Origin of the sequence: Okeania sp. SIO2F5 (assembly GCF_010692685.1) — a bacterium.
GTDB lineage: Bacteria > Cyanobacteriota > Cyanobacteriia > Cyanobacteriales > Microcoleaceae > Okeania > Okeania hirsuta.
The window spans coordinates 13912-35984 of the sequence record NZ_JAAHGU010000001.1; the positions used below are offsets into that span (position 1 = coordinate 13912).

Here is a 22073-nt window from a genome sequence, read left to right on the forward strand (position 1 = left end):
ATATAAAAGATTGTAGTTTTCTCATCGCAATTTTGACAAGAGAGCTTCTACTAGATGATTTTATTTCTCTTTTGTCAAGAAAAATTGATATAGCAGAAGAAAGAAGGAAGAAGGAAAAAGGAAGAAGGAAAAGTATTAGTTTGTCTGAGTTTTAAGCTGTCTATCTGTCCTAACTTTCTGCTTCGACTACTATATTTTTTAATGTTTCTAGTTGGCAAGCGATCGCTACCCTTATACACTGATAGCTGATTTTTGTCTATATTCAAAAAAAATAATTATGTATTCAAACCTCCCTAATAGCTGGTTTCGTGTTGCCAGAAGTGAAGATTTATCTACCAAAGGAGTAATACCACTTCATTACTTCGGAAAAGACTTTGTACTATTTCGTACAGAAGATGGCAAACCTCATATTTTTGATGCTCACTGTCCTCACTTAGGCGCTCATCTTGCTCATGGAGGTAGAATACAAGGCCAAACTCTGAGATGTCCTTACCACGGTTGGCTCTGGGATACAAATGGACAATGTGCTGCTATTCCTTATCCAGATAAACCTAAACCCAAAGCGAAAATACAGAGCTGGCCTGTACTTGAACTTAATGGTCTCATAATGATGTACCATCACCATCAAGGAAAACTGCCAGACTGGGAAATACCTCAAATACCAGAACTAAATTCGGTCGAATGGACTCCCCTACGTTTAGTCCGTCAGTGGAAAGTCCGCACTACCCTTCAAGATTATATGGATAACAGTGTAGATGTCTCTCACTTATATAATTTGCACAGCCGTACTTTTAAAAGCGCTCATAGTCATGGGGTAGAAATTGACGGACCAATTTTAACTCATAGAATGTCTCAGAAATATAATTTATCTTCTTTAGCAGCAGGAAAATTAGTATTAGAAGATGGCTCAGTTACTACTATTTATTACGGACCTGCTTATGATGTGAGTTTTTACTGGACAGAAGGAAAATTAAAGCTAGGTTTGTTAACTATTTTTACAGGAACACCAATAGATAATGAGTATCTTGATATTGCAATATTTTACAGTGTGAAGAAAGTTCTACCTTTTCCTTTAAGCTTGATTTTAAATAAGATGTTAAAACAGGATGTCTTAGAAACTTTTGAACAAGATGTGAGTATTTTAGAGAATAAAAAAGATATTCATAATCCACCTTTATATCAAGATGATGGTCCTGTGCGTCAATCTCGAAGTTGGGCGGGTCAATTCTACTCATAAAATTCTTGGATATCAGATACTTCAGTTTAAAAATAAAAAACTATATTTTACAATTTTTGATAGATTAATTCGCACCAATTCTTGGTAACAATTTCCTGAATCAATAATATAAAATACTTTAAATTTTTGATAAAAAGTTAGAATTTAATTAGGGCTTGGTGATTAATTCTCAAAGAATTGACATATAAAAGCTTTAGCCTTTTTAGGTCGAAAAAAGTGCCAGTTTTTTGGTCTATAGAGCTGCAAAAAGTTAGCATTTTCATTGGGCGAGGACGAAAAAATCAAGGAAAAATTCTTTCGGCTAACTCCTCTATGATTTCCGTTTCTCCTGACTCCTGTACGGGTAATTCATGTTTGCGGAGCATTCCGTAGGAAATTACCCCTACTCCTGCCCTTATCCATAAGACTTTTTCAGAAAACCCTAATTATTTATCACTAGGAATATTTTGCTCCCATGCTTGAATTCCGTATGACAATTTGAAGAATCTATAAAAATTTGCTTAAGTAATTACTGGAATGATACTATGTCAGTTTAGTAATATTTCTAGTTAATTCTGCTTAGTTAGTTAGCTCTAAATCTGTTTATCTAAGCAATGAAAATTATTTCACCTTAATCGGTAAAGATTCAATAAATCCCCAATCAAAACAATGGAATTAATCATATCATTGCTCATTACTTTGGTGGCATTCCTTATAGCTTTGAAAAGTCCTAATATTGCGGGGGAAAAAGAAAGAAAAAAAGTACGCGCCCTCGCTCTATTAATTGGTTCTTTGGCTGCGATAATTTCCATTTATCAAACAATAAGTAAGTTTTTGGTAATTATGCCAGCAGGTAAATGTAGGTGTGGTATAAATACTTGGTAATGTTTCTGAATCTACGCTTACCCCTGGTCTTCACTTAGTTAACCCCCTTGCTCAAATAATAAAATTTTCTACTCGACTCAAAGATTTAAAAGAAACTGTTACTGCTACATCCAAAGAAGGATTAAACTTTCAAATAGATGTTAGCCTTCAATATAAAATTGACCCTAAACAAGCAGGACAAATATATGAAAATATTGGTTTAGAGGAAAAAGAAATTATTATTTCTCGATTCCGTTCCCTAATTCGGGAAATTACTTCCAACTATGAATCTAGAGATATTTATAGTGAAAAAAGACAGGAAATAGCCAAAAGTTTACGTAAAAAACTTACTCAATAGTTAAATCCTTTGGGTTTTATAGTTGAGTCAGCTTTATTAAGAGATATTTCATTACCTAGAAATATTCAACAAGCAATTCAAGAAAAATTAAAGGCAGAACAAGAAAGCCAGCGAATGCAATTTGAATTAGAAAAAGCACCTCAAGAGGCAGAACGAAAAAAAATAGAAGCTCAAGGTATGGCAAATGCTCAAAAATTACTTTCTCAAGGATTAACTGAACAAGTCTTGAAGTTAAAAGCTATTGAAGCTACTGAAAAGTTAGCAGCTTCTCCTAATACAAAAGTGGTTATTATTGGTGGGGGCGAAGATAGATTACCTATTATTTTACAACAAAGATAAAAGATAAAAACTGCTGTCTCAAGTTTTTTCCAAATTCATGTACTATATTTTGTCGTGCGGAATTTTAATTTTAATCAAGACCGCTTTGAAGAAGGAGACAGGAGACAGGAGACAGGAGACAGGAGGAAAGTTACATGGGGATTCGCTCCCCCAAGTAATTTTGAACACCCCCGTTGACGGTGGGGTATTAAACCCACAAAGAAAATGATAATTTTCAGATAAAACAGCCCATATCAATGATACAGGCTGTAAAAAAATATCAACATTCTCTAAGTTTATAGAGAAATTTGTCTAATGTTATAGTGAATATTATTCACTAAATATTTTCCCAAAGATAACTATTTAACTGTTACCTTAGCTCCTGCATCTTCTAATTGCTTCTTAATATCTTCAGCAGCTTCTTTAGCAATACCTTCTTTAATTGGCTTAGGTGCAGACTCTACCAAATCTTTTGCTTCTTTCAGACCCAAACCTGTAATGGCACGAACCACTTTAAGAATAGCAATTTTCTTATCTGAAGGAAACTCTTCAAGAATTGCATCAAACTCAGTTTGCTCTTCAGCTTCTTCTGCTGGAGCTGCTGCTCCTCCAGCACCAGGCATACCCATAGGCATCATCATGCCACCAGCAGGAGCTGCTGCACTAACACCAAAAGCTTCTTCTATTTGTGAAACTAATTCAGATGCTTCGAGCAAAGAAAGAGACTTAAGTTGTTCTAGAATTTCGTCGGTTTTTGCAGACATTAGTAATCTCCTTTTTTTTGTTAGTTTGCGGTTATTTTTTTGCTAGAATTTCGACTTTTTTATTACCTTTAATATAGTTAAATTACTGGAATTATTCTCATAATAAAACTGATAGGATATTAGTCAAAAATTCATGTTGTTTGTGTTAGGCACCATCGCCTTGTTGTTCTTTTTCTGAAATTGCTTTAATAGCTCTATTTACAGAAGCTGGAACCTCATTAATACCAGTGGCAAGTTGAGTAGGTACAGCATTTAGACCAACAGCCAACTTAGTAGCTATACTGTTGAGAGCACCAGCCACTTTAGCAAGTAACTCTTCCTTAGATGGTAGATCGGCGATCGCTTTAACCTGGTCTTGATCCAGCAGTCGCCCTTCCATCACGCCACCCTTAAATTCTGTTTTTTTGGTGGTTTTTTGGAATTCTTGGTACGCCTTGATAGCACCGCCGATATCATCTTTTAGGAATAGGAAAGCGTTAGATCCTGCCAGCAACTGTTCCATAGGTTGCCAGTTGGCATCTTCTTTAACTGCTATTCCCATCAGAGAATTTTTAGCTACAGAGCAACAGCTACCAGTAGGCAGTAGTCGTCTACGCAGGTCTGTAATTTCTGCCACGGATAGTCCGTGATAATCAACTACAAGTGCTAGCTGACTTTCACTCAAGTTTTGCTTGATGTCTGCCAACATCTCTTGTTTTTGTTCCTTCGTTTTGCCCATATTTATCACCTCCTTGACAAACCAAAAACCCTGGCGGACTATACTATCTGCCAGGGCAAAGAATTATGAATCCAAAACAAGTAACTTATTAAAGATTTCGACAAAAATCCCTTATACCTGTTTTTGAATTGTTAATCCTTGAACCTCGGCAGGAAATTAAGCTATTAGCACCTGCTGTCTTAAGCTCTTTGATTTTAATTATTTTAGCTTGAGAAATCTTATTTAACTAGCTATCAGCGATTAGCCATTAGCCATCAGCTTTTATTGCTTTGGGTAAAAATACCCGGTTTCCAACCTGCCGGATAGCCCTTGGACAAGTTAAAATCTCCTTTCCTTTCCGGAATGCTCAGCAAACGAAGGCATCTCAAAAAAAATCTGCTGAAAGCTGACCACTCATTTAATATAGATTAAGCTTCTGCTGTTAATTTTAGATCCCGCAGGGCACTAACTTCAATTTCAATTGATGGTCCCATTGTTGCTGATACATATATACTACGCCAATAGCGACCTTTTGCACCAGAAGGACGGTTACGGTCAATACAATCTTGTAAAGCCTTTAAGTTGATCAGCAAATCTTCTACAGAAAAAGAAGCTTTACCAAACATAACGTGAACTATACCTGTGCGGTCGGCTCTAAATTCTAACTTACCTGCCTTAAACTCGTCAATAGCTTGTGCCAGATCGAAAGTTACAGTACCGCCTTTAGGAGATGGCATTAAACCTCTCGGTCCTAATAAACGCCCTAGTTTAGCTACTTTAGGCATCACATCAGGTGTAGCGATCAAGGTATCAAAATCCATCATCCCTTTGCTAATTTCTTCAATTAGCTCCTCCGATCCAGCTAAGTCCGCTCCTGCGGCCAGAGCCTCGTTAACTTTTTCACCTTTGGCAATGACTGCAATTCGGACGGTTTGACCAGTTCCTTTGGGTAAGGCCACTGTAGTTCGTAGCTGTTGATCTGTATACTTAGGATCGATCCCTAAGCGAATATGAGCTTCTGCTGCTTCTGAAAATTTTGCTGTAGCTGTTTCTTTTAAAACTTGAAGCGCCTCTTCAGGTTCATAAGGTCGCTCTTCTACTTTTTTTCTCAGTTCTTCTAATCTACGAGAGACTTTTTTTGGCATTTTATTCTCCTGGGGTACTTAACGAAGCTCTGCTTCTCCCCCTAATATCAATTTACTTTTGTTTCTATTTCTACTTTAGAATGCAGATATTTCGGAATTGGATTAATTAATCAAATCAATCCGCAATAGTAATACCCATATTTCTAGCTGTGCCTCCTACAATTTTCATCGCAGCTTCAATGTCATTAGCATTGAGGTCTGGCATTTTTGTTTGGGCTATTTCTTGCAATTGAGCTTTTGTAATTGAGCCTACCTTTGTACGATTTGGTTCACTTGAACCACGTTCTACACCTGCTGCTTTTTTAATTAAGACTGCTGCAGGAGGGGTTTTCAGAACAAAAGTAAAACTACGGTCTTCATAAACCGAGATTTCTACTGGAACTACTGTACCAGCTTGGTCTGCAGTTTTGGCGTTATACTCTTTACAAAACGCCATAATATTCACACCATGCTGACCTAAAGCAGGACCTATAGGCGGAGAAGGGTTAGCCTTTCCCGCCGTAATAGCCAACTTGATCAGCGCCACGACTTTTTTTGCCATTATTTATGCTTTTCTACCTGATTAAATTCTAATTCTACTGGCGTATCTCGTCCAAAAATGGATAATAGCGCTTTCAATTTACCTCTTTCTGGACTTACTTCAATTACATCACCTTCAAACTCTTTGAATGGCCCTGAGAGAACTGTAATATGATCTCCTTCTGCCACTGTCACCTTGAGCATTGGGTCTTGCTCTTGAGCTCGTTTAAAGACTCTTTCTACTTCTGAAGGACTCAGTGGTAAAGGTTTAACATGACCACGACCCCTTCCATAGCGACGCTTTTGTTCAGCCCCTACAAAGTTAATCACATTTGGGGTACCTTTGACAACCTGCCATGCTTCGTCATCAATTGTCCATTTTTTTTGTTCCTCTATCCAATTTAGCCTCATTTGTACTAATACATAGCCAGGAAAAACTTTTTCTTCACTATGTTGGCGACTGCCATCTTTACGAAGCCTAACTGCGGGTGTATGAGGTATTTCTATTTTAAATATTTTATCTGCAACATCAAGAGTTTGAATACGCTGGGTTAAATTAGCCTTAACTCGTTTTTCGCAACCAGAGGCAACTTGTACTGCATACCACCGTAATTCTCCTTTGAGAAACTCTCTGGGCTTTTCTTCCCCCTGGTTTGATTGCGTTGTGTCTTGTGTTTCTTCAGGATATAATTTCATCCAAACACCACCCCAGCTGCCCAACTAAAGAACTCATCTACTAGATAAATGATTGTTGCCGAGAGAATAACCATTAACAGTACAGCAACAGACTCACTGATGAGCTGCTCTCTGCTTGGCCATACTACTTTATCTAGTTCTTCTTTTGTTTCTTTGAAAAAAGCTAGAAGCTGGAAACTTTCCTTGTTTTCTTGTACTCTAACTTCCTCTTTTTTGGCCACAATAACTTATCTCCCTAAGTTTTGGATTTTCAATTTATTTACTTATACTTAATTGTTGGGATTTTTTACTGTATTTACTGTATAGTCTTCCCAAATACTATTGCTAATGGTTGTTTTATAGATTCAGATTCTTAGTTCATCGGTAGGACTTAGAATCTCAAGGAAGATTCTGATAATATTACATTTATACACTGGAGTCTCAGCAATCTACTTACTATAGCACAAATATTGTCCGCAATTAATAACTGCTTTTGATGTCAGCGACAGCAGTAAAATTCGCATAGAAATAATTAGGAAACCTTTGCCTTAGTAAAAATTCTCTATACAAAAATATTATTGGTTAATTTTGGGTAGATATAAAAATATCTACGATGAAAGAATATCTTGATTAACTTTAAGTATTAAGCGCGCCCTGGAGGACTCGAACCCCCGACATCAGGTTTTGGAGACCTGCGTTCTACCAACTGAACTAAGAGCGCATCGTTGAGGCCTTAGATTAAATCTTAATGACCTCTACTTTATCTAGTATAACATAACTTTTCATCAAGTTCCAAATAATTTCTTAAACTATCTTGGAGACTATAAAGGACGATCGAATCTTTGCTTGACACGGGTGGCCTTACCAATACGTTCTCTCAAGTAGTAAAGTTTAGCTCTACGCACCTTACCTCGACGGATTAGTTTTATACTAGCAATTCTAGGAGAATGGAGCAGAAATACCCTTTCTACTCCTACACCTTGGAAAACACGACGAACTGTAATAGTTTCATTGATTCCTCCATTCCGCATGGAGATTACAGTACCTTCGTAGGGCTGGACTCTTTCTTTTCCTCCTTCTATAATTTTGACTCCGACTTTTACAGTGTCACCTACATAAATTTGAGGCAATTTCTTTTTCGAGCCTTGTTTGAGGTTTTCTATTTCCTCGGCTTCAATTGAGCGAATGATTTCTTGGGCTGTCATAATACTCTTTAAAACTCACAATCTATTACTATATATCAATTATTATGAGCAATGCAAGCAGCAACAAAATGATGAAAGACTGCCCATTCCCGATCAAATATTAGTTTTGCTAGTTTGATGATTATACCTTGGACCTCTTCGTCAGTATTTGAGTCAAGGAAAAGTATCTCAGTTAAAAAATAAACTTTCCGCATTAAAGCTTAATCATCATGTAATGTGGAGATATCGTGGAGGTAATATGTCCCCAATTTTATAGCTAAATTCAGTTAAAGAATAGTCATATCGATAAAAATGGGACATTATTCATTCAAGTATATATATGAAAGAAACTGTCAAAGTTGACATCCTCTCCGGCCTAAAGGCGCTGATATTCCTACTGAACGATAGATTTCGGTGGGTTGACGTTTTGCTCAGGCAGAGCTGCGGCTAACATCGAATGCTGCTAAGTATTGTGTTAGTAATTGCGCTTTCCTCCGCGTCCGTTTAGAGTTTCCAAAATTCTCAGCTCCTCCGGATCAGGGCTGCCCCTAGGAAACTAATTTAAAGATTATAGCATATTTTCTGCTACAGAAATCTTAGGAAAAGTCCTCCTTTGAGGACGAGGCTTCAGACGCAATTTTCCGGTGAAGTACCCAACAGCAAACTTTGTTTATAGTGGGCTTTCTAATTCAACAGCCAATGCCTAAATACAAGGGAAGCAAATACTCATCTTCCACAGGCTAATTGTTGAGATTCACTTAGTTATCGAGATTAATACTGGAGTTCCAGCATTTATTATATTAAAGCACAATCAATTCCCGCGATTTATTAGGGGCTGTGTGGGGAATTACTGCCACATATTTATTAGTTCTGCCCCAATCCCAACGTACCTTATGGAGTGGGACTTTTCGCGGTATTAGTTAAAAGACCTATAGGGAAAATGAATACTCAACCCCCAAATCAGGGAGCCGAAACTCCCAAATCACCAGAAGAAGTCCTGAAATTAGTGATTCAAGACTTAGATAGTTTTCGCCAAAATCTGACAAATCAGTTAAGCCAAGATGTATACAGACTGAGAGTCGAGAAAGAACAGCTTAATGAGGATATCAGTAAATTACGAAAGCAATATGAACAGTTGCAATCTAAACAACTCGAATCTTTATCTCAGCGACAAATAGCCCAGCAACAATTATGGCTTAAACAATTAGCCCAGGTTTTGGCTAATAACTTACAAAAACAGTTAGGCCAAAAAATTAGAGATTTAACGGAGAGTGTCGATCCGGGACTACAACAAGCTGGTATTCCAGGGGGAGAGTTACCAATGACTAATCCTTCAAATAACTATTATGGGACTACTAATGAATTTGGAGATTCTTTATCTGGTGTTGTGACTGGAACATTTGAGGCATTAAAACAGGAGTTGGATAGTTACCAAAGTGACCTTTCTGTACAGTTAAATAGTATGCGTAGTATGGAACAGCAGGGTGAGGTCATTCTAGAAGCTTTGGTCAGTCGTCTTCAAGCACAACTGGAAAATAATAATACAGTTTCATCTAGAACTTATGAAGTTTCTCAGTCTGGGTCTAACAACTCAGCAAATACTACTTCTTCAGGAAAATCAATGTTGACGACATCTCCTGTGGAGTCCTCAGAAGTATCCCCTAAGTCCAAAACTGAGTCTACTGCCAAACCTAAAAAATCTGCTTCTCAAGTTCAAGTAGGTTTAATTTTAGCTTTACTTTCTGCAGCACTGTTATCTTTATTTAATGTTTGTATTAAAGTTATCCTTAATACGCCTCCACAACCTAGTACAATTTTCGGCTTATTTCCGGTGGAAGGGTTGATAAATCCTAATGTTGGTAATTCTTTGTTAATTTTATTACTACGACTCATTGTAGTAATGTTGTTGATGCCTATAGTCGCAACATTTCTCTATCCTGCGGTTTGGAGCGATATTGAGCGCCTGATCAAATCCAAAGATTTTTCTTTATGGTGGAAGGTTATTGGTAGTGCTTTCTTTTTGTTCTTATCTCAGGTATTAATATATATTTCTATAGGTAATATACCTACTGCTATTGCTATTACAATTTTCTTTATTTATCCAATTATTACTGTTTTAGTATCTTGGGGATTATTTGGCGATCGCCCTTCTATGATAAGAATTTTTGCTATGGTTCTGATTGTTATAGGAGGGTTTTTAGCTCTTCCTAGTGGAGAGGGTGATTATCAACAAGGAATTTTGGCTGCTGTGGGTGCTGGAATTACTTTTTCTGGATATGTTATTCTCACACAAATGTCAGCAGGAAAACTTCATCCTATTCCTTTTAGTTTAGTGAACTTTGCCGGAATTTTTGTATTTTCTGCTTTAGGTTTGATGATGCCTTTACCGACAGAATGGTCAGTTAATATTAATATGAACCCTAGTGTTAATGTATGGTCTGGTTTAATTGTTAGTGGTATTATTCTGGGAATTTTAACACTTTCTAGCTATGTATTAAATAGTTTTGCTATTAGATTTGCTGGAGCTGCAAGAGCATCTATAATTGGTACTTCTGGTCCGGCATTGACTGCTTTATTTGCTCTTTTGGTTATTGGAGAAGTTTTATTATTAAAACAAATTTTGGGAATGTTATTGGTGATTATTGGAGTTGCTGCGATGAGCTTTGAAAGAATGTTTGCAGCAAGGCAAAAAACAAGTTAATTTTGTTTCAAAAATCCTGAAAATTACAAGTGTAGGAGTCAGGAGTCAGGAGTCAGGAGTAGAGAGTAGTGAGGAGAAACAAGGAATTAATTAGAAGATAGTCAGATATATTTGTTCCTTGATTTTTCTGCTATTATTCTGCCTTATATCCTAATTTTTTGAGGGTTTTCAACTGAAAACCAGGGTTTTTTTTCTACCTAAAAAGGCTAAATTATTTATCTGTCAGTGCTTTTAGATTTAATCGGTAAGCCCTGTTTAGGTGTTGCTGTAATGGTAATAATATTTATTATTGATGGAATGTACAATTGTGATTTTTTCAGATAAATTCCAGACAAAAAATATTCAACATTCAACAACACCAAAACATCTAAATATTGTCGAACTTTAGATGTTCCGCAAAAACTTTAAAAATAGCATTGGTCCAACCAAAGCCATTAACAGATGGACCATAACAGCCATCTCCAGCAATTTCCGCTATATTCACGACATTATACTTTTCCCAGAGGCTGTGTTCCTTGAAAAACTGGCGATCGCCATCCCATAAATACTGAATTGATGAATTTTTTCGTTTTTTTGCCCTCTCTTCCCACTCAGCTACAGAATCATTTTGTCCAAGAATTTTTTTAGTTTTAGCAATATAAAGCCTAAAACCTAGACAAAGCAAGATTTTTCCTTCTGCCTTCTGCCCTCTGCCTTCTGCCTTTTGCTATAGGTACGGTTTCCACGAACTAGCACTCTACCTCACCGAGTGCTAAATTTTTATTTGGAAGCAATAGGAGAAAGTATATGGCCAAGATTGTAGAATTTAATGATAAATCCAGACGCGCTCTAGAGCGAGGAATAAATTCCCTAGCTGATGCAGTCCGAATCACTATGGGTCCAAAGGGTAGAAATGTATTATTAGAGAAAAAATTTGGCGCACCACACATAGTGAATGATGGGATTACCGTAGCCAAAGATATCGAACTAGAAGACCCTCTAGAAAATACAGGTGCTAGACTTATTCAGGAAGTGGCATCCAAAACAAAAGATATTGCTGGAGATGGCACAACTACCGCTACAGTTTTAGCTCAATCTATGATTAGAGAAGGTCTCAAAAACATCACTGCTGGTGCAAACCCAGTAGCAGTGCGTAAAGGGATTGAAAAAACCATTAATCAGCTAGTCAAAGAAATAGAAGCAGTTGCTAAACCAGTAGAAGGAGGAGCGATCGCTCAAGTAGCTACGGTCTCTGCTGGTGGCGATGCAGAAGTAGGACAAATGATTGCTGAGGCAATGGATAAAGTGACTAAAGATGGGGTAATCACTGTTGAAGAATCTAAGTCTCTCTCTACAGATTTAGAAGTTGTTGAAGGGATGCAAATCGACCGTGGTTATCTTTCTCCATACTTTATTACTGACCAAGATCGGTTAGTAGTTGAGTTTGAAAATTCTCGCATTCTCATAACTGATAAGAAAATTTCCTCTATTCAAGATTTAGTACCTGTACTAGAAAAAGTTGCTCGTGCGGGTCAATCTCTTTTAATTATTGCTGAGGATATTGAAGGGGAAGCTTTAGCTACTTTGGTGGTGAATAAAGCACGGGGTGTATTGAATGTTGCTGCTGTGAAAGCTCCTGGTTTTGGCGATCGCCGTAAAGCTATGCTCCAAGATATTGCTATTCTTACAGGTGGTCAACTTATCTCTGAAGAAATAGGTCTGAATCTGGAGATGGCAGATTTAGATATGATGGGAGTTGGTCGGAAAATCACTATTAACAAGGACAACACTACTATTGTTGCTGGTGGGGATACAGCAGAGGAAGTGAAAAAGCGCATTGCTCAAATTCGCGGACAGCTTGCAGAGAGTGATTCTGATTATGACAAGGAGAAGTTGCAGGAGCGCATCGCTAAGTTAGCTGGTGGGGTAGCAGTGATTAAAGTTGGTGCAGCAACAGAAACTGAACTTAAGGACCGCAAGTTAAGAATAGAAGATGCTTTGAATGCTACTAAAGCTGCTGTAGAAGAAGGTATTGTGCCTGGTGGCGGTACTACTTTAATTCATTTGGCAACTAAGGTTGATGAATTGAAAGGTAGTTTAAGTGAGGAAGAGCAGATTGGTGCTGATATTGTCAAACGTGCTTTAGAAGGACCTTTGCGTCAGATTGCTGATAATTCTGGTGAAGAAGGTTCGGTAGTTGTAGAGAAAGTACGTTCTACTGATTTCAGTGTTGGTTTTAATGCCATAACTGGTGAATATGAAGATATGATTGCTGCTGGTATTCTTGACCCGGCAATGGTAGTACGTTCTGCGTTGCAAAATGCGGGTTCCATCGCTGGTATGGTGTTAACTACTGAAGCTGTGGTTGTTGAGAAACCTGAGAAGAAAGCTGCGATGCCAGATATGGATGGCGGCATGGGCGGCATGGGCGGCATGGGCGGCATGGGCGGCATGGGTGGCATGGGTATGCCTGGCATGGGTCTGATGTAAGTTCGCCTGTCTATTTAGGGTTTGCGCTCTTTAGTAGGGGTAGGAGACAGGAGACAACCCACCCCTAACCCCTCCGGTGGAGGGGAGAAATGGATCGGGAGCGAGGAGGTAGGAGTAAGAATTGTTCCTTGATTTTTATGCCAAACTCCTGCCTAAAATACTAACTTTTTGAGCATGGAGAGCTGAAAAGTTTGCACTTTTTTCGACCCCAAAAAGGCACTTGTCTTTATATGTCAATGGTTTTAGATTAGATCGGTAAACCCTATTTAGTATTAGAAGGCAGAAGACTGTATGGTTGATTTTATCTGCCTCGCCACGCTGTACTAAAGCCTTATTTTAATTTTGCCTAAAACGGGATTGATGAATTGAGATTATGTTCAACTTTCCCGTTTCCTTATTTTATATAGTAGTTTATACCAAGCGTGAAAAAAGAATGTTATATCATGTCCGGTTGAACAGTTATAAATAAACGACGAAGGAGTCAGGAGACAGGAGACAGGAGACAGGAGGGTAGAAAGAATGAAGAAGGAGAAAGTTTTTTTATCACTAATTATCCGGACATGATATTACGAATAATAAGTGCAATAAAAAGATTTTTTAGGAAATGTCCCTTTGACAAAAAAGAGAGTTTCCGACCTAAAAACTGGTATTAAATCTATTCCCATACGACTCCTGAATTATGTTTGCGGAGCATTCCGTAGGAAATTCTGTTTGCGGAGTATGACAAACGGAAATTCTAAGAAATACCCTAGCTATTTGTAGCAAACATTTATCAAATTGGTATTAATATCATGTCCGGTTGAACAGTGATAAATAAATAACTACGGAGGAGTCAGGAGTCAGGAGTCAGGAGGGAAGAAAGAAGAAGGAAGAAGGAAGAAGAAGAACAGGAGAAGAAGGAGAGAGTTTTTTTGATAACTAATTATCCGGACATGATATAACTTAAAAATGAGGCGTTTTTTCGTCTGAAACTCCCTCATAGCAAGAAAGCTTTGTCTCAATCTAAAGTTAAATGACTATACTTCTTGCAAAAGTCTTTTTCAGATAAAATTTGTAGGTTGGGTTAAGCGACAGCGCAACCCAACAAATCTATAGCAGGGAACAGGGAATAGGGAATAGGGGGGAAAGCATTTCCCTGTCTGAGATTGATCGTTAGCATAAGTCCTAACCGCTTTGGCAGTTGCTATATATATAACTTTTACTTTCTTTGTTGGGTTTATCCTGCGGATAAGCTACGCTAACGTTGCCTCAACCCAACCTACAAATACTGATAAAGCGTATCTCTGTGTTGATAATTTCTTCCTAAACTCCTAATAGCTCCTTGCAAACTTTCGACTTCCATACAAGTACCTCCAACAGCACCTGCCATTGTTGTAATATGCTCTTCCATTAACGTACCGCCAATATCATTACAACCCCACTTCAACGCTTCCTTTGCTCCATCCAAACCAATTTTTACCCAACTTGGTTGATGATTAATTATCCAATTTCCTAAAAATATTCTCGACACTGCCGTTAATAATAAAACATTCAACAAAACAGGTTGGTCGCGTCCCACTCTCCGACGCAAAGGTGCAGGTGCTTCTTGCCCGACAAATGGTAATAAAATAAATTCTGTTATTCTCGCCGGATAATTTTTCTCAATGGCAGTTTGTTGGAGAAAGCGCAACCTCTCCAAATGTAAAATTTGTTGTTGAGGGGTTTCAATATGACCGCACAACATCGTACTTGTGGTTGGCATTCCCAAACGATGTGCTGTGCTGAGTATTTCTAACCAAGTCGCCGTATCAATTTTTTCTGGGCAAATAACCCTTCTCACTGTATCATCCAAAATTTCCGCAGCAGTACCTGGCATCGACCCGACCCCCTCATCCCGCAAAGCAGCAATTACATATTCATAACTCATGCCATCTTCTCTGGCAATAAACTGTACCTCTTGGGGAGAAAAAGCGTGTAAATGTAATTGAGGAAACTCATCTTTAATACTTTTTACTATTTGCAAATAATAAGGTAAAGATTTACCTGCAATTTTAGCTTGAAGATTTAATCCTCCCTGCATACAAATTTCTGTTGCCCCTCGTTGTACTGCATCATTAGCTTTTTCCAGAATTTGACCAATATCTAACCAAAAAGCACCCGCATCTCCCTCATCTCGGCGAAAAGCACAAAAACTACAATGTTGTTCGCAGATATTGGTGAAATTTATATTCCGGTTGATAACGTAAGTAACAGTATCTCCTACTTGTTGTTGTCGGAGTTGATCTGCTGTTTTCTGGATAGTGGTTATTTCTGTGGGAAGTTGAGTTAAGGCAAGTTTTCCGAAATTTGCTTGAGAAGTTGGGGATAACAATAATAGTGTCTCTGCTGTAGATAGGTCATAACCTTCTAAAGCGCGATTTAAAATTGTCTCTGGGTTTTGGTTTGTCAAGTTGAAAGCGGTCATATTTATTAGGTTAAAAGTAAGAGTGAGAAAGTTTAATCGAGATATTAATCAGAAAATAGTCAACTTTTGGCGCAGAAGTTTACATAGTCAATGGTTACTTTTGCTAGTTTGGATAGCGATCGCTACTTGTTTACGTCTGACTAATTTAGATGGTAAACCACCTTGGACGGATGAATTTTCTACTTTGGTTTTTAGTTTGGGTAATAGTTTCCAGGATGTACCGCTAGATCGAGCGATCGCTCCTGATATTGTACTCCAACCCCTGCAACTTCATCCCAACGCCGAAATTAAGGATGTTGTCGATCACCTATTAACTCATAGTAACCACCCACCTGTCTATTTTATCTTGACTCATTGGTGGATGCAGTTTTTTTCTAAAGAAGGGGAGTTAGTTTCTCTATGGGGTGCGCGGTCTTTGAGTGTTATATTTGGTGTTGCTTCTATTCCTGCTATTTATGGTTTGGCTAAGTTGGCTTTTGATTCTCGGTTAGTGGGACAACTTGCTGCTGCAATAATGGCTGTTTCTCCTTATGGTATTTATCTTGCCCAAGAGGCACGTCATTATACTTTAGCTATTTTATTTGTTATTGCTTCTTTTAGTTGTTTAATTATTAGTATTCGCCATTTTCAGCAAGGTCAATCTTTGCCAATTTTTACGGCATTTATTTGGGTAGTAGTTAATAGTTTAGGTATTGCCATCCACTATTTTTTTATTTTGACTCTCTGTGCCGAAGCAATGGTATTAATTTCTCTATTTTTTGTTGAAGAAGGAAGAAGGAAGAAGGAAGAGGGAAGAGGGAAGAAGCAACAAGGAAGAAGGAAAAAGTTGATGGAGGCTCAAACTTCTACCAATTTTCAACACCCTGTAGACGGCGGGGTATTCAACTCAGAAGAAGGAAGAGGAAATAGGGAAGAAGAAAGAAGGAAAAATTTGATGGATACTCAAACTTCTACCAATTTTCAACACCCTGTAGACGGCGGGGTATTCAACTCAGAAGAAGGAAGAGGAAATAGGGAAGAAGAAAGAAGGAAAAATTTGATGGATACTCAAACTTCTACCAATTTTCAACACCCTGTAGACGGCGGGGTATTCAACTCAGAAGAAAAAGATAAATTTTCTAGTTTCAAAGTTAAAAAATCAGGTAAATTTACTCCCCATATTCCGCTAAAATCACTTGCTAGTTTCTACATAGTAATTTTGGGAACTTTAGCAGGTGGTTTAGTTTGGCTGCCTTTTTGGAAAAATGGTTATAGCAGTGAATTAACAAAATGGATTTCGATTAGCGATAGTAACTTAAAAAGTTTGCTCAGTCCGATTTTTCAATACCTGGCTACAGGGATTACTATGTTATTTTTATTGCCGATAGAATCTCCGATTTTTCCTATAGCCATTATTTCTGTCGCGGTGATGATTTTATTTTTCATCTGGCTATTTCCTCTATTTATTAGTGGCACTATTAATTGCTTAAAAAATTCTGATATTAGTATTTATTTCATTACTTTTGCCGGAGTAATATTAGCTAGTAAATTATTATTTTTTGGTTTTACTTATATTTTTGGTATTGACCTAACTAGAGGTGCCCGTTACAGTTTTGTTTATTTTCCAGCAGTAATTATTTTTGTAGCAGCAATTCTCGCGCAAATTTTTGAACGGCAGTTTGTTAAAAGTAAGTTTTTGAATGTCTTAATTTGCACAAATACTGGCAAAAAAGCGGTAATTTTAATTTGGTTAATGGCTTTATTAAGTGGCTTAACTGTTGTTTCAAATTTAGGCTATCAAAAATATTACCGACCAGATTTATTGGTCTCTCTGATAGAAAAAAAATCTGACAAGCCGATAGTTATTGCTACTATTCATAACACTCATGTTGAAACTGGGGAATTGATGGGAATAGCTTGGAATATGAGAAAAATTTTTCAGCAAAAATGTAGAAAAGAGAGTATTTGTCAAGAAAAACATTTAGAGGGTGTAAAATTTATTTTAGTAGAGCAAAAAACCGATAGAGAAAATACTGTCAATTCACTTCAGGAAATTATCAATAGACTGGAATATCCTTTTGATTTATGGTTAGTAAATTTTGCGAGTAATTTTAATATTGCAGTAGAAAACTGTCAGGTTGATAAAGGTGGATTTCTATTAATAGATGGTTATAAATATCAGCTTTATCATTGCCATTTTTCGGGTGGATAAATATGGATTATTACTCTGCAAATCCACCACTAATTAATAAAGTAGATGGAGCAAAGTTACGGGCAAATTATTGCCTTATGTTGTTGTTATACCATTTTGAAAAAAGAATGTTACGAATAGTAAGAGGGATAAAAATAATTTTCAGGAGACATCCCTTTGACAAAAAAGATGATTTCCAACCTAAAAAGTGGTATTGAAGCCATTCCCATACGACTCCTGACTCCTGACTTCCCCTCCTGGGAGGGGGAGGGGCGAGGGGTGGGTTGACTCCTAAAAAATCCCCTAGTTATTTGTAGCAAACATTTATCAAAATGGTATTACCCACCAGAGGACAGAGCAGATTAGACAATCAGATGATTAACTTCAGAACTTCAACAACGGCAAATTGTCACTGAAATTTCCTGCTCAAATGATAATAGATTTTAAACTATACATATATTAAGGAAAGAATTATCCAAAAATATCTACTTTCGGATTTCATCATTCCTGACTGTGCGACGCCATCAATTCAATAGCGAACGCTTGTTTCCTGTTACCAATTGACAGCGATCGCCTGTTTGTGATTTTCCATTTTTAGTCAAAGCTGTTATCTTTAAAATAGCAACTTTTTCCTGACTATTCTATTGCACTATTTTAGATGAAACAATCCACTACTAATAGCGTTTATGTGTAAGTCTTAACTATGCAGAACTACCTATTCTTTTCTCACTTTTTCCGGAATTGCTACAGGAGATAAACCAGCGATCGCTCTTAAATTTTGACACCTAACTAACTCGGTAAAATTCAGATTATTACGCCCTTCAATTTTGGCTACATTTTCAATTCCTTGTAATAAATAATTTGCTGCTTCAGCTTTTTGATAACCTCGTCTGGTTGCCACTCTAATTGCCATTTCATCTGCTGCTAATTCTGTTTGTGTACTATGATTATTTTGCCAAATTTTGATTAAACCAATTGTACTTAAACCACCAGCAACTAATATTCCAACTACATCTGCTTCGCTTAATTGGGAAATTACTCCTATTAAACCAACTGCAAAAATACCTTGATTCAGATTAGGCTTAAACCATTGAATTTCACATAACCAATTGACAGTTCGTAACATGATTAAATCCCGTTGTCCTTTGGGTAAATTCATCCATAAGTCAAAATTCAAATAGATTACCCGGTCATTTTTCCAAGGTAAAGGAAAGGTTGTTTCAATAATGGTAGGTTGTTGATTTTTACCAACTATTTTTGTCATCATTCGCCCAGAAGCAGGCATGATATCTAATAAGCGGGTAGTTTCGGAAAGTTCTGGATTCATAATTTTTAAATTCGAGGAAGAGGGAAGAAGGAAGAAGGAAGAAGGAAAAATATTACATTGTCTGAGTTTTAAGCTGTTCATCTCTCCTAACCTTTCCTTTAATTGCTATAAGCATTATTTTTTTGATTGAAATTAAACTGCTTTGTAAGCATTTCCTGCGGAATACTGCGCAAACAGCTATTAGCAGTCAGCAACAAAACTCTGTTCTTAAGAATAATGTTTAAATTAACAACTGAATTTAAGGGCAAGGGAGCAAACTTTTGTAGTAAGACAATTAATAAAGCTTTTCCTAAACTAAAAGCAATAGCTGATAGCTGATAGCTGAAGGCTGAATGCTTAAACTGCTTTTAAACTCTTGGATAAAACTTGTAAAATTTGGGTTATTTTTTCTGTTTTTGCGTCTGTGGCACTAATTAACAATAAAAATACATTTCTATCAATCTGACGAGCTAAAATTATTCCACTTATCGGTTGTGTATTATTATTTATTGTTAAACTACCGCTCCAAGGTAAAGCAATTTCTCCTGGTTTAATTATTTGAAATTCTTGTGGTTTAAAATCTTCGCCTCTAGCAAATTCATTTATGGCAATTATCGCTAAAGTTTGATTATCTAATTGTTGTAAATTAACTTGAGGTTTGACTACTACAGTATAAGCTAAATTTCCTTCTGGGGATTCAAATACTGGTACGCCAGCAATAATTTTTTGTTGATAATCTTCTATAATTCCAATCTCAAATTTACTGTCTTTATATAAGCGAGAACTCAGAGTGATTAATGAATTAGTAACATCTTCAGCTTTGGCAGGTTTAAGTAAGGATATTTGATGCCAATTTCCGACAATATAATTGAAAATAAATAAAGTTAGAGCTGTGAATAATCCTATGCTAATTAAGCGCAATTTTTTCATATATATAGCCATCTTATTTCAGTTATCAGTTATCAGTTGTAAAAGTTTCAGAGTTTTTATATATCCTGATATTTTTGACAAATCATTTAGAATTACTATAGCAGGCAACAGGGAACAGTGGCAAAAGCTTTTCTCTGTTTCAGATTCATCATCAATCTATTTCCTAACCAACTCTTTGCTTCCTATATATTAAACTTCCAAATTAATTTTTTTCTGTAAATTATCGTCACTATAGTCAGAATAATTTAGGTATACAGTATGTGAAAAAAAGTTGTATGGCAGAAGGGAGGAGGAAGGTTAATATTACATACAGCATATTCCGGACAAATGATGTACAGGTTTGAATGGTAAAATTCTTGTAGTGCGGGCATCTTGCCCGCTAGATGTGTACCTCACGGGCAGCGAGCGGGAAGTACTTTCAACAATTAATAATTAATAATTAACAATTACCTCTCCTTGAAAAGAAGAGGATTGGCGCGGTAGGGAAAATTTTTTCTTTTCTCTTGGTCGATGGTCGATCAGTGAGGAGACCCGTTCTTATCAGAGCCGCTCCGCTGTTAGCGTTTGCGGTAGCATTCCGGAACGGAAAGCTTTGCGGTAGCAAACGCCATCCCACCCTACGGGAAACTCCGAATATCTACCGCTTTTATCCTTTAAAGAAGAGGCTTTAAACCTTAATTATTTGGTAAGTCAAGAGTACTAATAGACATCTCAAAAAATCAAAAATAAAATCAATTTTTATCTATACAATTATCAATTATTTCTCCCTATTCCCTATTCCTTCTTTTCTGGAAATACCTAATGGCAATGGCTATAAATTATCAGTTAAATTCCTCAGAATATTTAACTACTAACCTACCACCTACCATCTACTATCAAAGACCTAAAATAGTAGGGTCGCCAAAATCAAATAATCCGGCGACACAACCTGTCATTAAAGTAGCAAGAGTACCAACCCATAGAGCTTTCCAACCAAGAGCAGAAAGTTCCGATCGCCTCGATGGTATGAGATTTGATATTCCACCGACAAAAATTCCATAGGATGCTATGTGGGTAAAACCACAAAGAACATAACTAACTATTAGTAAGCCACGATCGCTAATTTCTCCAGCCGCCTTTAGTTGTGCCAGAGTAAAATAAGGAGGGATGCTGGTTTCAAATAATCTACGTCCAATTAATATTGAAACTTGCCAAAGTTCGTTCCATTCTAGAGATACTCCAGTGAGAAAAGTTAGGGGTAAAAATATCGCTCCTAAGATATTTTGTACAGTAATTATTTGAAATATATTTCCGAGGGGACTTGGTAGATTTGCTAAACCATTAAATATGGCATTAACTAATGCAAGTAATCCTAAAATTACAATAATTACTGCCACAATTCCCACTGCCATTTTTACTCCATCTATCCCTCCATTCATTAAACTATCCATTGGGTTTGGTAATTGGTCATTTTCTTTTTTTTTCTCAGATGGAATATGACCTAAAGTTTTCGGTGGCTCGGTTTCTGGTATCAAGAGTTTTGATAGTACAAAACAAGCAGGAATAGTCATTATTGATGCTGAGACTAAATGCCCAGTAATACCAGGAAATGTTGGTCTGAGAATAACTGCATATATGCCTAATATTGAAGAGGCGATCGAACCGAAACAACAAGATAAAATAGTACAAAGTTCGCTGCGGGTCATATCCTGTAGATATGGTTTGACGGCAATTGCTGATTCTATTCCTACGAATATATTCGCAGCTCCAGATAAAGATTCTGCCCCACTAATATTCATTGTTTTTTGGAAAATTTTAGCAAATAATTTAACGATAGGCTGAATAATATTTAGTCGATATAATAGACTAATTAACCCAGAAAAAAAGATGATTTGTGGGAGAGAACGAAAAGCAAAAATAAAGCCTAAATTCAGATTATCCGGTGTGAGGCGATCGCCTGGAATTTCTACATAAGGAGTACCTACGGTTCTAACTATCCATCTAGCTGCGGGGCCTGGTCCCACAATACGATTAGGGTCTGGGACAATTGCCGAATCAGAGCCACCAAATAAAAATCTGGCCCCTGCTTCTGAAGCATCTAGTACTGCATTTAAAAGGTTATTGATTTGTGCAATGAGGTCGCGGGTTGGTAATACAAATATGAGCAGACCAATAAATAGTTGTAATCCTATTCCCCAAAATATAACTTTCCAAGGAATAACTAGGCGATTTTCTGAACCTAACCATGCGATAAAACACAGAATTACAATTCCAATTAAAGATATAAAGTTTAATAACAGATTCATTTGATTAGGGTTGAATAAAGAAACAAGAA

At 37.0% G+C, this 22073-nt stretch carries 18 protein-coding genes, 1 tRNA gene, 1 pseudogene and 1 other annotated feature; of the genes and pseudogenes, 7 read left to right on the top strand and 13 right to left on the bottom strand.

The window, feature by feature from the left end; translation table 11 throughout:
• Window positions 1–32 precede the first annotated feature (32 nt).
• The 4 genes and pseudogenes from F6K27_RS00050 to F6K27_RS33405 all read left to right on the top strand — a co-directional run bounded on the left by F6K27_RS00050 (window position 33) and on the right by F6K27_RS33405 (window position 2777).
• Window positions 33–155 (top strand): hypothetical protein, encoded by a 123-nt coding sequence (locus F6K27_RS00050; protein ID WP_287273855.1) that lies wholly within the window; start codon window positions 33–35, stop codon window positions 153–155.
• Window positions 156–277: 122 nt separating this feature from the next.
• Window positions 278–1237: a Rieske 2Fe-2S domain-containing protein gene (locus F6K27_RS00055; RefSeq protein WP_124146804.1), complete on the top strand. Its 960-nt coding sequence runs from the start codon at window positions 278–280 to the stop codon at window positions 1235–1237.
• A 648-nt stretch (window positions 1238–1885) separates the two neighbouring features.
• Entirely contained in the window at window positions 1886–2101 is a 216-nt protein-coding gene (locus tag F6K27_RS00060; protein ID WP_287273854.1) for a hypothetical protein, read from the top strand.
• 55 nt (window positions 2102–2156) lie between these two features.
• Window positions 2157–2777: pseudogene (locus tag F6K27_RS33405) on the top strand (prohibitin family protein).
• 338 nt (window positions 2778–3115) lie between these two features.
• On the opposite strand, the gene rplL reads toward F6K27_RS33405, so the two are convergent.
• The 8 genes from rplL to rplS all read right to left on the bottom strand — a co-directional run bounded on the left by rplL (window position 3116) and on the right by rplS (window position 7761).
• Entirely contained in the window at window positions 3116–3520 is a 405-nt protein-coding gene (gene rplL, locus F6K27_RS00070; protein WP_287273852.1) for a 50S ribosomal protein L7/L12, read from the bottom strand.
• 145 nt (window positions 3521–3665) lie between these two features.
• Window positions 3666–4238 carry a 50S ribosomal protein L10 gene (gene rplJ / locus F6K27_RS00075; RefSeq protein WP_287273851.1) on the bottom strand — a complete coding sequence of 191 codons (573 nt, stop codon included), beginning with the start codon at window positions 4236–4238 and terminating at the stop codon, window positions 3666–3668.
• A gap of 13 nt (window positions 4239–4251) precedes the next feature.
• Window positions 4252–4440, bottom strand: a sequence feature (ribosomal protein L10 leader region).
• Between the two features lie 205 nt (window positions 4441–4645).
• Complete coding sequence (gene rplA, locus F6K27_RS00080; protein WP_124146807.1) at window positions 4646–5362, bottom strand: 50S ribosomal protein L1; 717 nt, start codon at window positions 5360–5362, stop codon at window positions 4646–4648.
• Window positions 5363–5477: 115 nt separating this feature from the next.
• Window positions 5478–5903 (bottom strand): 50S ribosomal protein L11, encoded by a 426-nt coding sequence (rplK, locus tag F6K27_RS00085; protein ID WP_287273850.1) that lies wholly within the window; start codon window positions 5901–5903, stop codon window positions 5478–5480.
• Window positions 5903–6577, bottom strand: a complete 675-nt coding sequence (nusG, locus tag F6K27_RS00090; protein WP_287273848.1) for a transcription termination/antitermination protein NusG — start codon at window positions 6575–6577, stop codon at window positions 5903–5905. Before nusG ends, rplK begins: the two co-directional genes overlap by 1 nt.
• Window positions 6574–6798, bottom strand: coding sequence for a preprotein translocase subunit SecE (gene secE / locus F6K27_RS00095; RefSeq protein WP_124146810.1), 225 nt, complete (start codon window positions 6796–6798; stop codon window positions 6574–6576). The genes nusG and secE overlap by 4 nt, the downstream gene beginning before the upstream one ends.
• A gap of 406 nt (window positions 6799–7204) precedes the next feature.
• Window positions 7205–7277, bottom strand: a tRNA-Trp gene (locus F6K27_RS00100).
• Window positions 7278–7377: 100 nt separating this feature from the next.
• Window positions 7378–7761: a 50S ribosomal protein L19 gene (rplS, locus tag F6K27_RS00105; RefSeq protein ID WP_124146811.1), complete on the bottom strand. Its 384-nt coding sequence runs from the start codon at window positions 7759–7761 to the stop codon at window positions 7378–7380.
• Window positions 7762–8680: 919 nt separating this feature from the next.
• Here rplS and F6K27_RS00110 point away from each other — a divergent pair.
• The gene (locus F6K27_RS00110) at window positions 8681–10441 is read left to right on the top strand and encodes an EamA family transporter (RefSeq protein WP_287273846.1); all 1761 of its coding nucleotides are present in this window, start codon (window positions 8681–8683) and stop codon (window positions 10439–10441) included.
• A gap of 367 nt (window positions 10442–10808) precedes the next feature.
• Here the strand turns inward: F6K27_RS00110 and F6K27_RS00115 are convergent, their stop codons facing one another.
• Complete coding sequence (locus tag F6K27_RS00115; protein WP_287273844.1) at window positions 10809–11105, bottom strand: trehalase family glycosidase; 297 nt, start codon at window positions 11103–11105, stop codon at window positions 10809–10811.
• 122 nt (window positions 11106–11227) lie between these two features.
• Here F6K27_RS00115 and groL point away from each other — a divergent pair, with 122 nt between their 5' ends.
• Window positions 11228–12910 (top strand): chaperonin GroEL, encoded by a 1683-nt coding sequence (groL, locus tag F6K27_RS00120; RefSeq protein ID WP_287273842.1) that lies wholly within the window; start codon window positions 11228–11230, stop codon window positions 12908–12910.
• Window positions 12911–14168: 1258 nt separating this feature from the next.
• Here the strand turns inward: groL and cofH are convergent.
• Entirely contained in the window at window positions 14169–15353 is a 1185-nt protein-coding gene (gene cofH / locus F6K27_RS00125; protein ID WP_287273841.1) for a 7,8-didemethyl-8-hydroxy-5-deazariboflavin synthase subunit CofH, read from the bottom strand.
• A gap of 22 nt (window positions 15354–15375) precedes the next feature.
• Between cofH and F6K27_RS00130 the strand changes: the two genes are divergently transcribed.
• Window positions 15376–17544 (top strand): glycosyltransferase family 39 protein, encoded by a 2169-nt coding sequence (locus F6K27_RS00130; RefSeq protein ID WP_287283979.1) that lies wholly within the window; start codon window positions 15376–15378, stop codon window positions 17542–17544.
• Window positions 17545–18238: 694 nt separating this feature from the next.
• Here F6K27_RS00130 and F6K27_RS00135 read toward each other — a convergent pair.
• The 3 genes from F6K27_RS00135 to F6K27_RS00145 all read right to left on the bottom strand — a co-directional run bounded on the left by F6K27_RS00135 (window position 18239) and on the right by F6K27_RS00145 (window position 22044).
• Window positions 18239–18850, bottom strand: a complete 612-nt coding sequence (locus F6K27_RS00135) for a DUF3318 domain-containing protein (RefSeq protein ID WP_124145213.1) — start codon at window positions 18848–18850, stop codon at window positions 18239–18241.
• 336 nt (window positions 18851–19186) lie between these two features.
• Complete coding sequence (locus tag F6K27_RS00140) at window positions 19187–19771, bottom strand: hypothetical protein (RefSeq protein WP_287273838.1); 585 nt, start codon at window positions 19769–19771, stop codon at window positions 19187–19189.
• 863 nt (window positions 19772–20634) lie between these two features.
• Entirely contained in the window at window positions 20635–22044 is a 1410-nt protein-coding gene (locus F6K27_RS00145; protein WP_287273837.1) for a NupC/NupG family nucleoside CNT transporter, read from the bottom strand.
• Window positions 22045–22073 lie beyond the last annotated feature (29 nt).

Coding starts and splice junctions, on each gene's coding strand:
- F6K27_RS00135 (WP_124145213.1), bottom strand. CDS start 18,850: ATGAATCCAGAACTTTCCGAAACTACCCGCTTATTAGATATCATGCCT.
- F6K27_RS00055 (WP_124146804.1), top strand. CDS start 278: ATGTATTCAAACCTCCCTAATAGCTGGTTTCGTGTTGCCAGAAGTGAA.
- F6K27_RS00140 (WP_287273838.1), bottom strand. CDS start 19,771: ATGGCTATATATATGAAAAAATTGCGCTTAATTAGCATAGGATTATTC.
- F6K27_RS00110 (WP_287273846.1), top strand. CDS start 8,681: ATGAATACTCAACCCCCAAATCAGGGAGCCGAAACTCCCAAATCACCA.
- cofH (WP_287273841.1), bottom strand. CDS start 15,353: ATGACCGCTTTCAACTTGACAAACCAAAACCCAGAGACAATTTTAAAT.
- groL (WP_287273842.1), top strand. CDS start 11,228: ATGGCCAAGATTGTAGAATTTAATGATAAATCCAGACGCGCTCTAGAG.
- rplA (WP_124146807.1), bottom strand. CDS start 5,362: ATGCCAAAAAAAGTCTCTCGTAGATTAGAAGAACTGAGAAAAAAAGTA.
- F6K27_RS00060 (WP_287273854.1), top strand. CDS start 1,886: ATGGAATTAATCATATCATTGCTCATTACTTTGGTGGCATTCCTTATA.
- rplJ (WP_287273851.1), bottom strand. CDS start 4,238: ATGGGCAAAACGAAGGAACAAAAACAAGAGATGTTGGCAGACATCAAG.
- nusG (WP_287273848.1), bottom strand. CDS start 6,577: ATGAAATTATATCCTGAAGAAACACAAGACACAACGCAATCAAACCAG.
- rplL (WP_287273852.1), bottom strand. CDS start 3,520: ATGTCTGCAAAAACCGACGAAATTCTAGAACAACTTAAGTCTCTTTCT.
- rplS (WP_124146811.1), bottom strand. CDS start 7,761: ATGACAGCCCAAGAAATCATTCGCTCAATTGAAGCCGAGGAAATAGAA.
- rplK (WP_287273850.1), bottom strand. CDS start 5,903: ATGGCAAAAAAAGTCGTGGCGCTGATCAAGTTGGCTATTACGGCGGGA.
- F6K27_RS00145 (WP_287273837.1), bottom strand. CDS start 22,044: ATGAATCTGTTATTAAACTTTATATCTTTAATTGGAATTGTAATTCTG.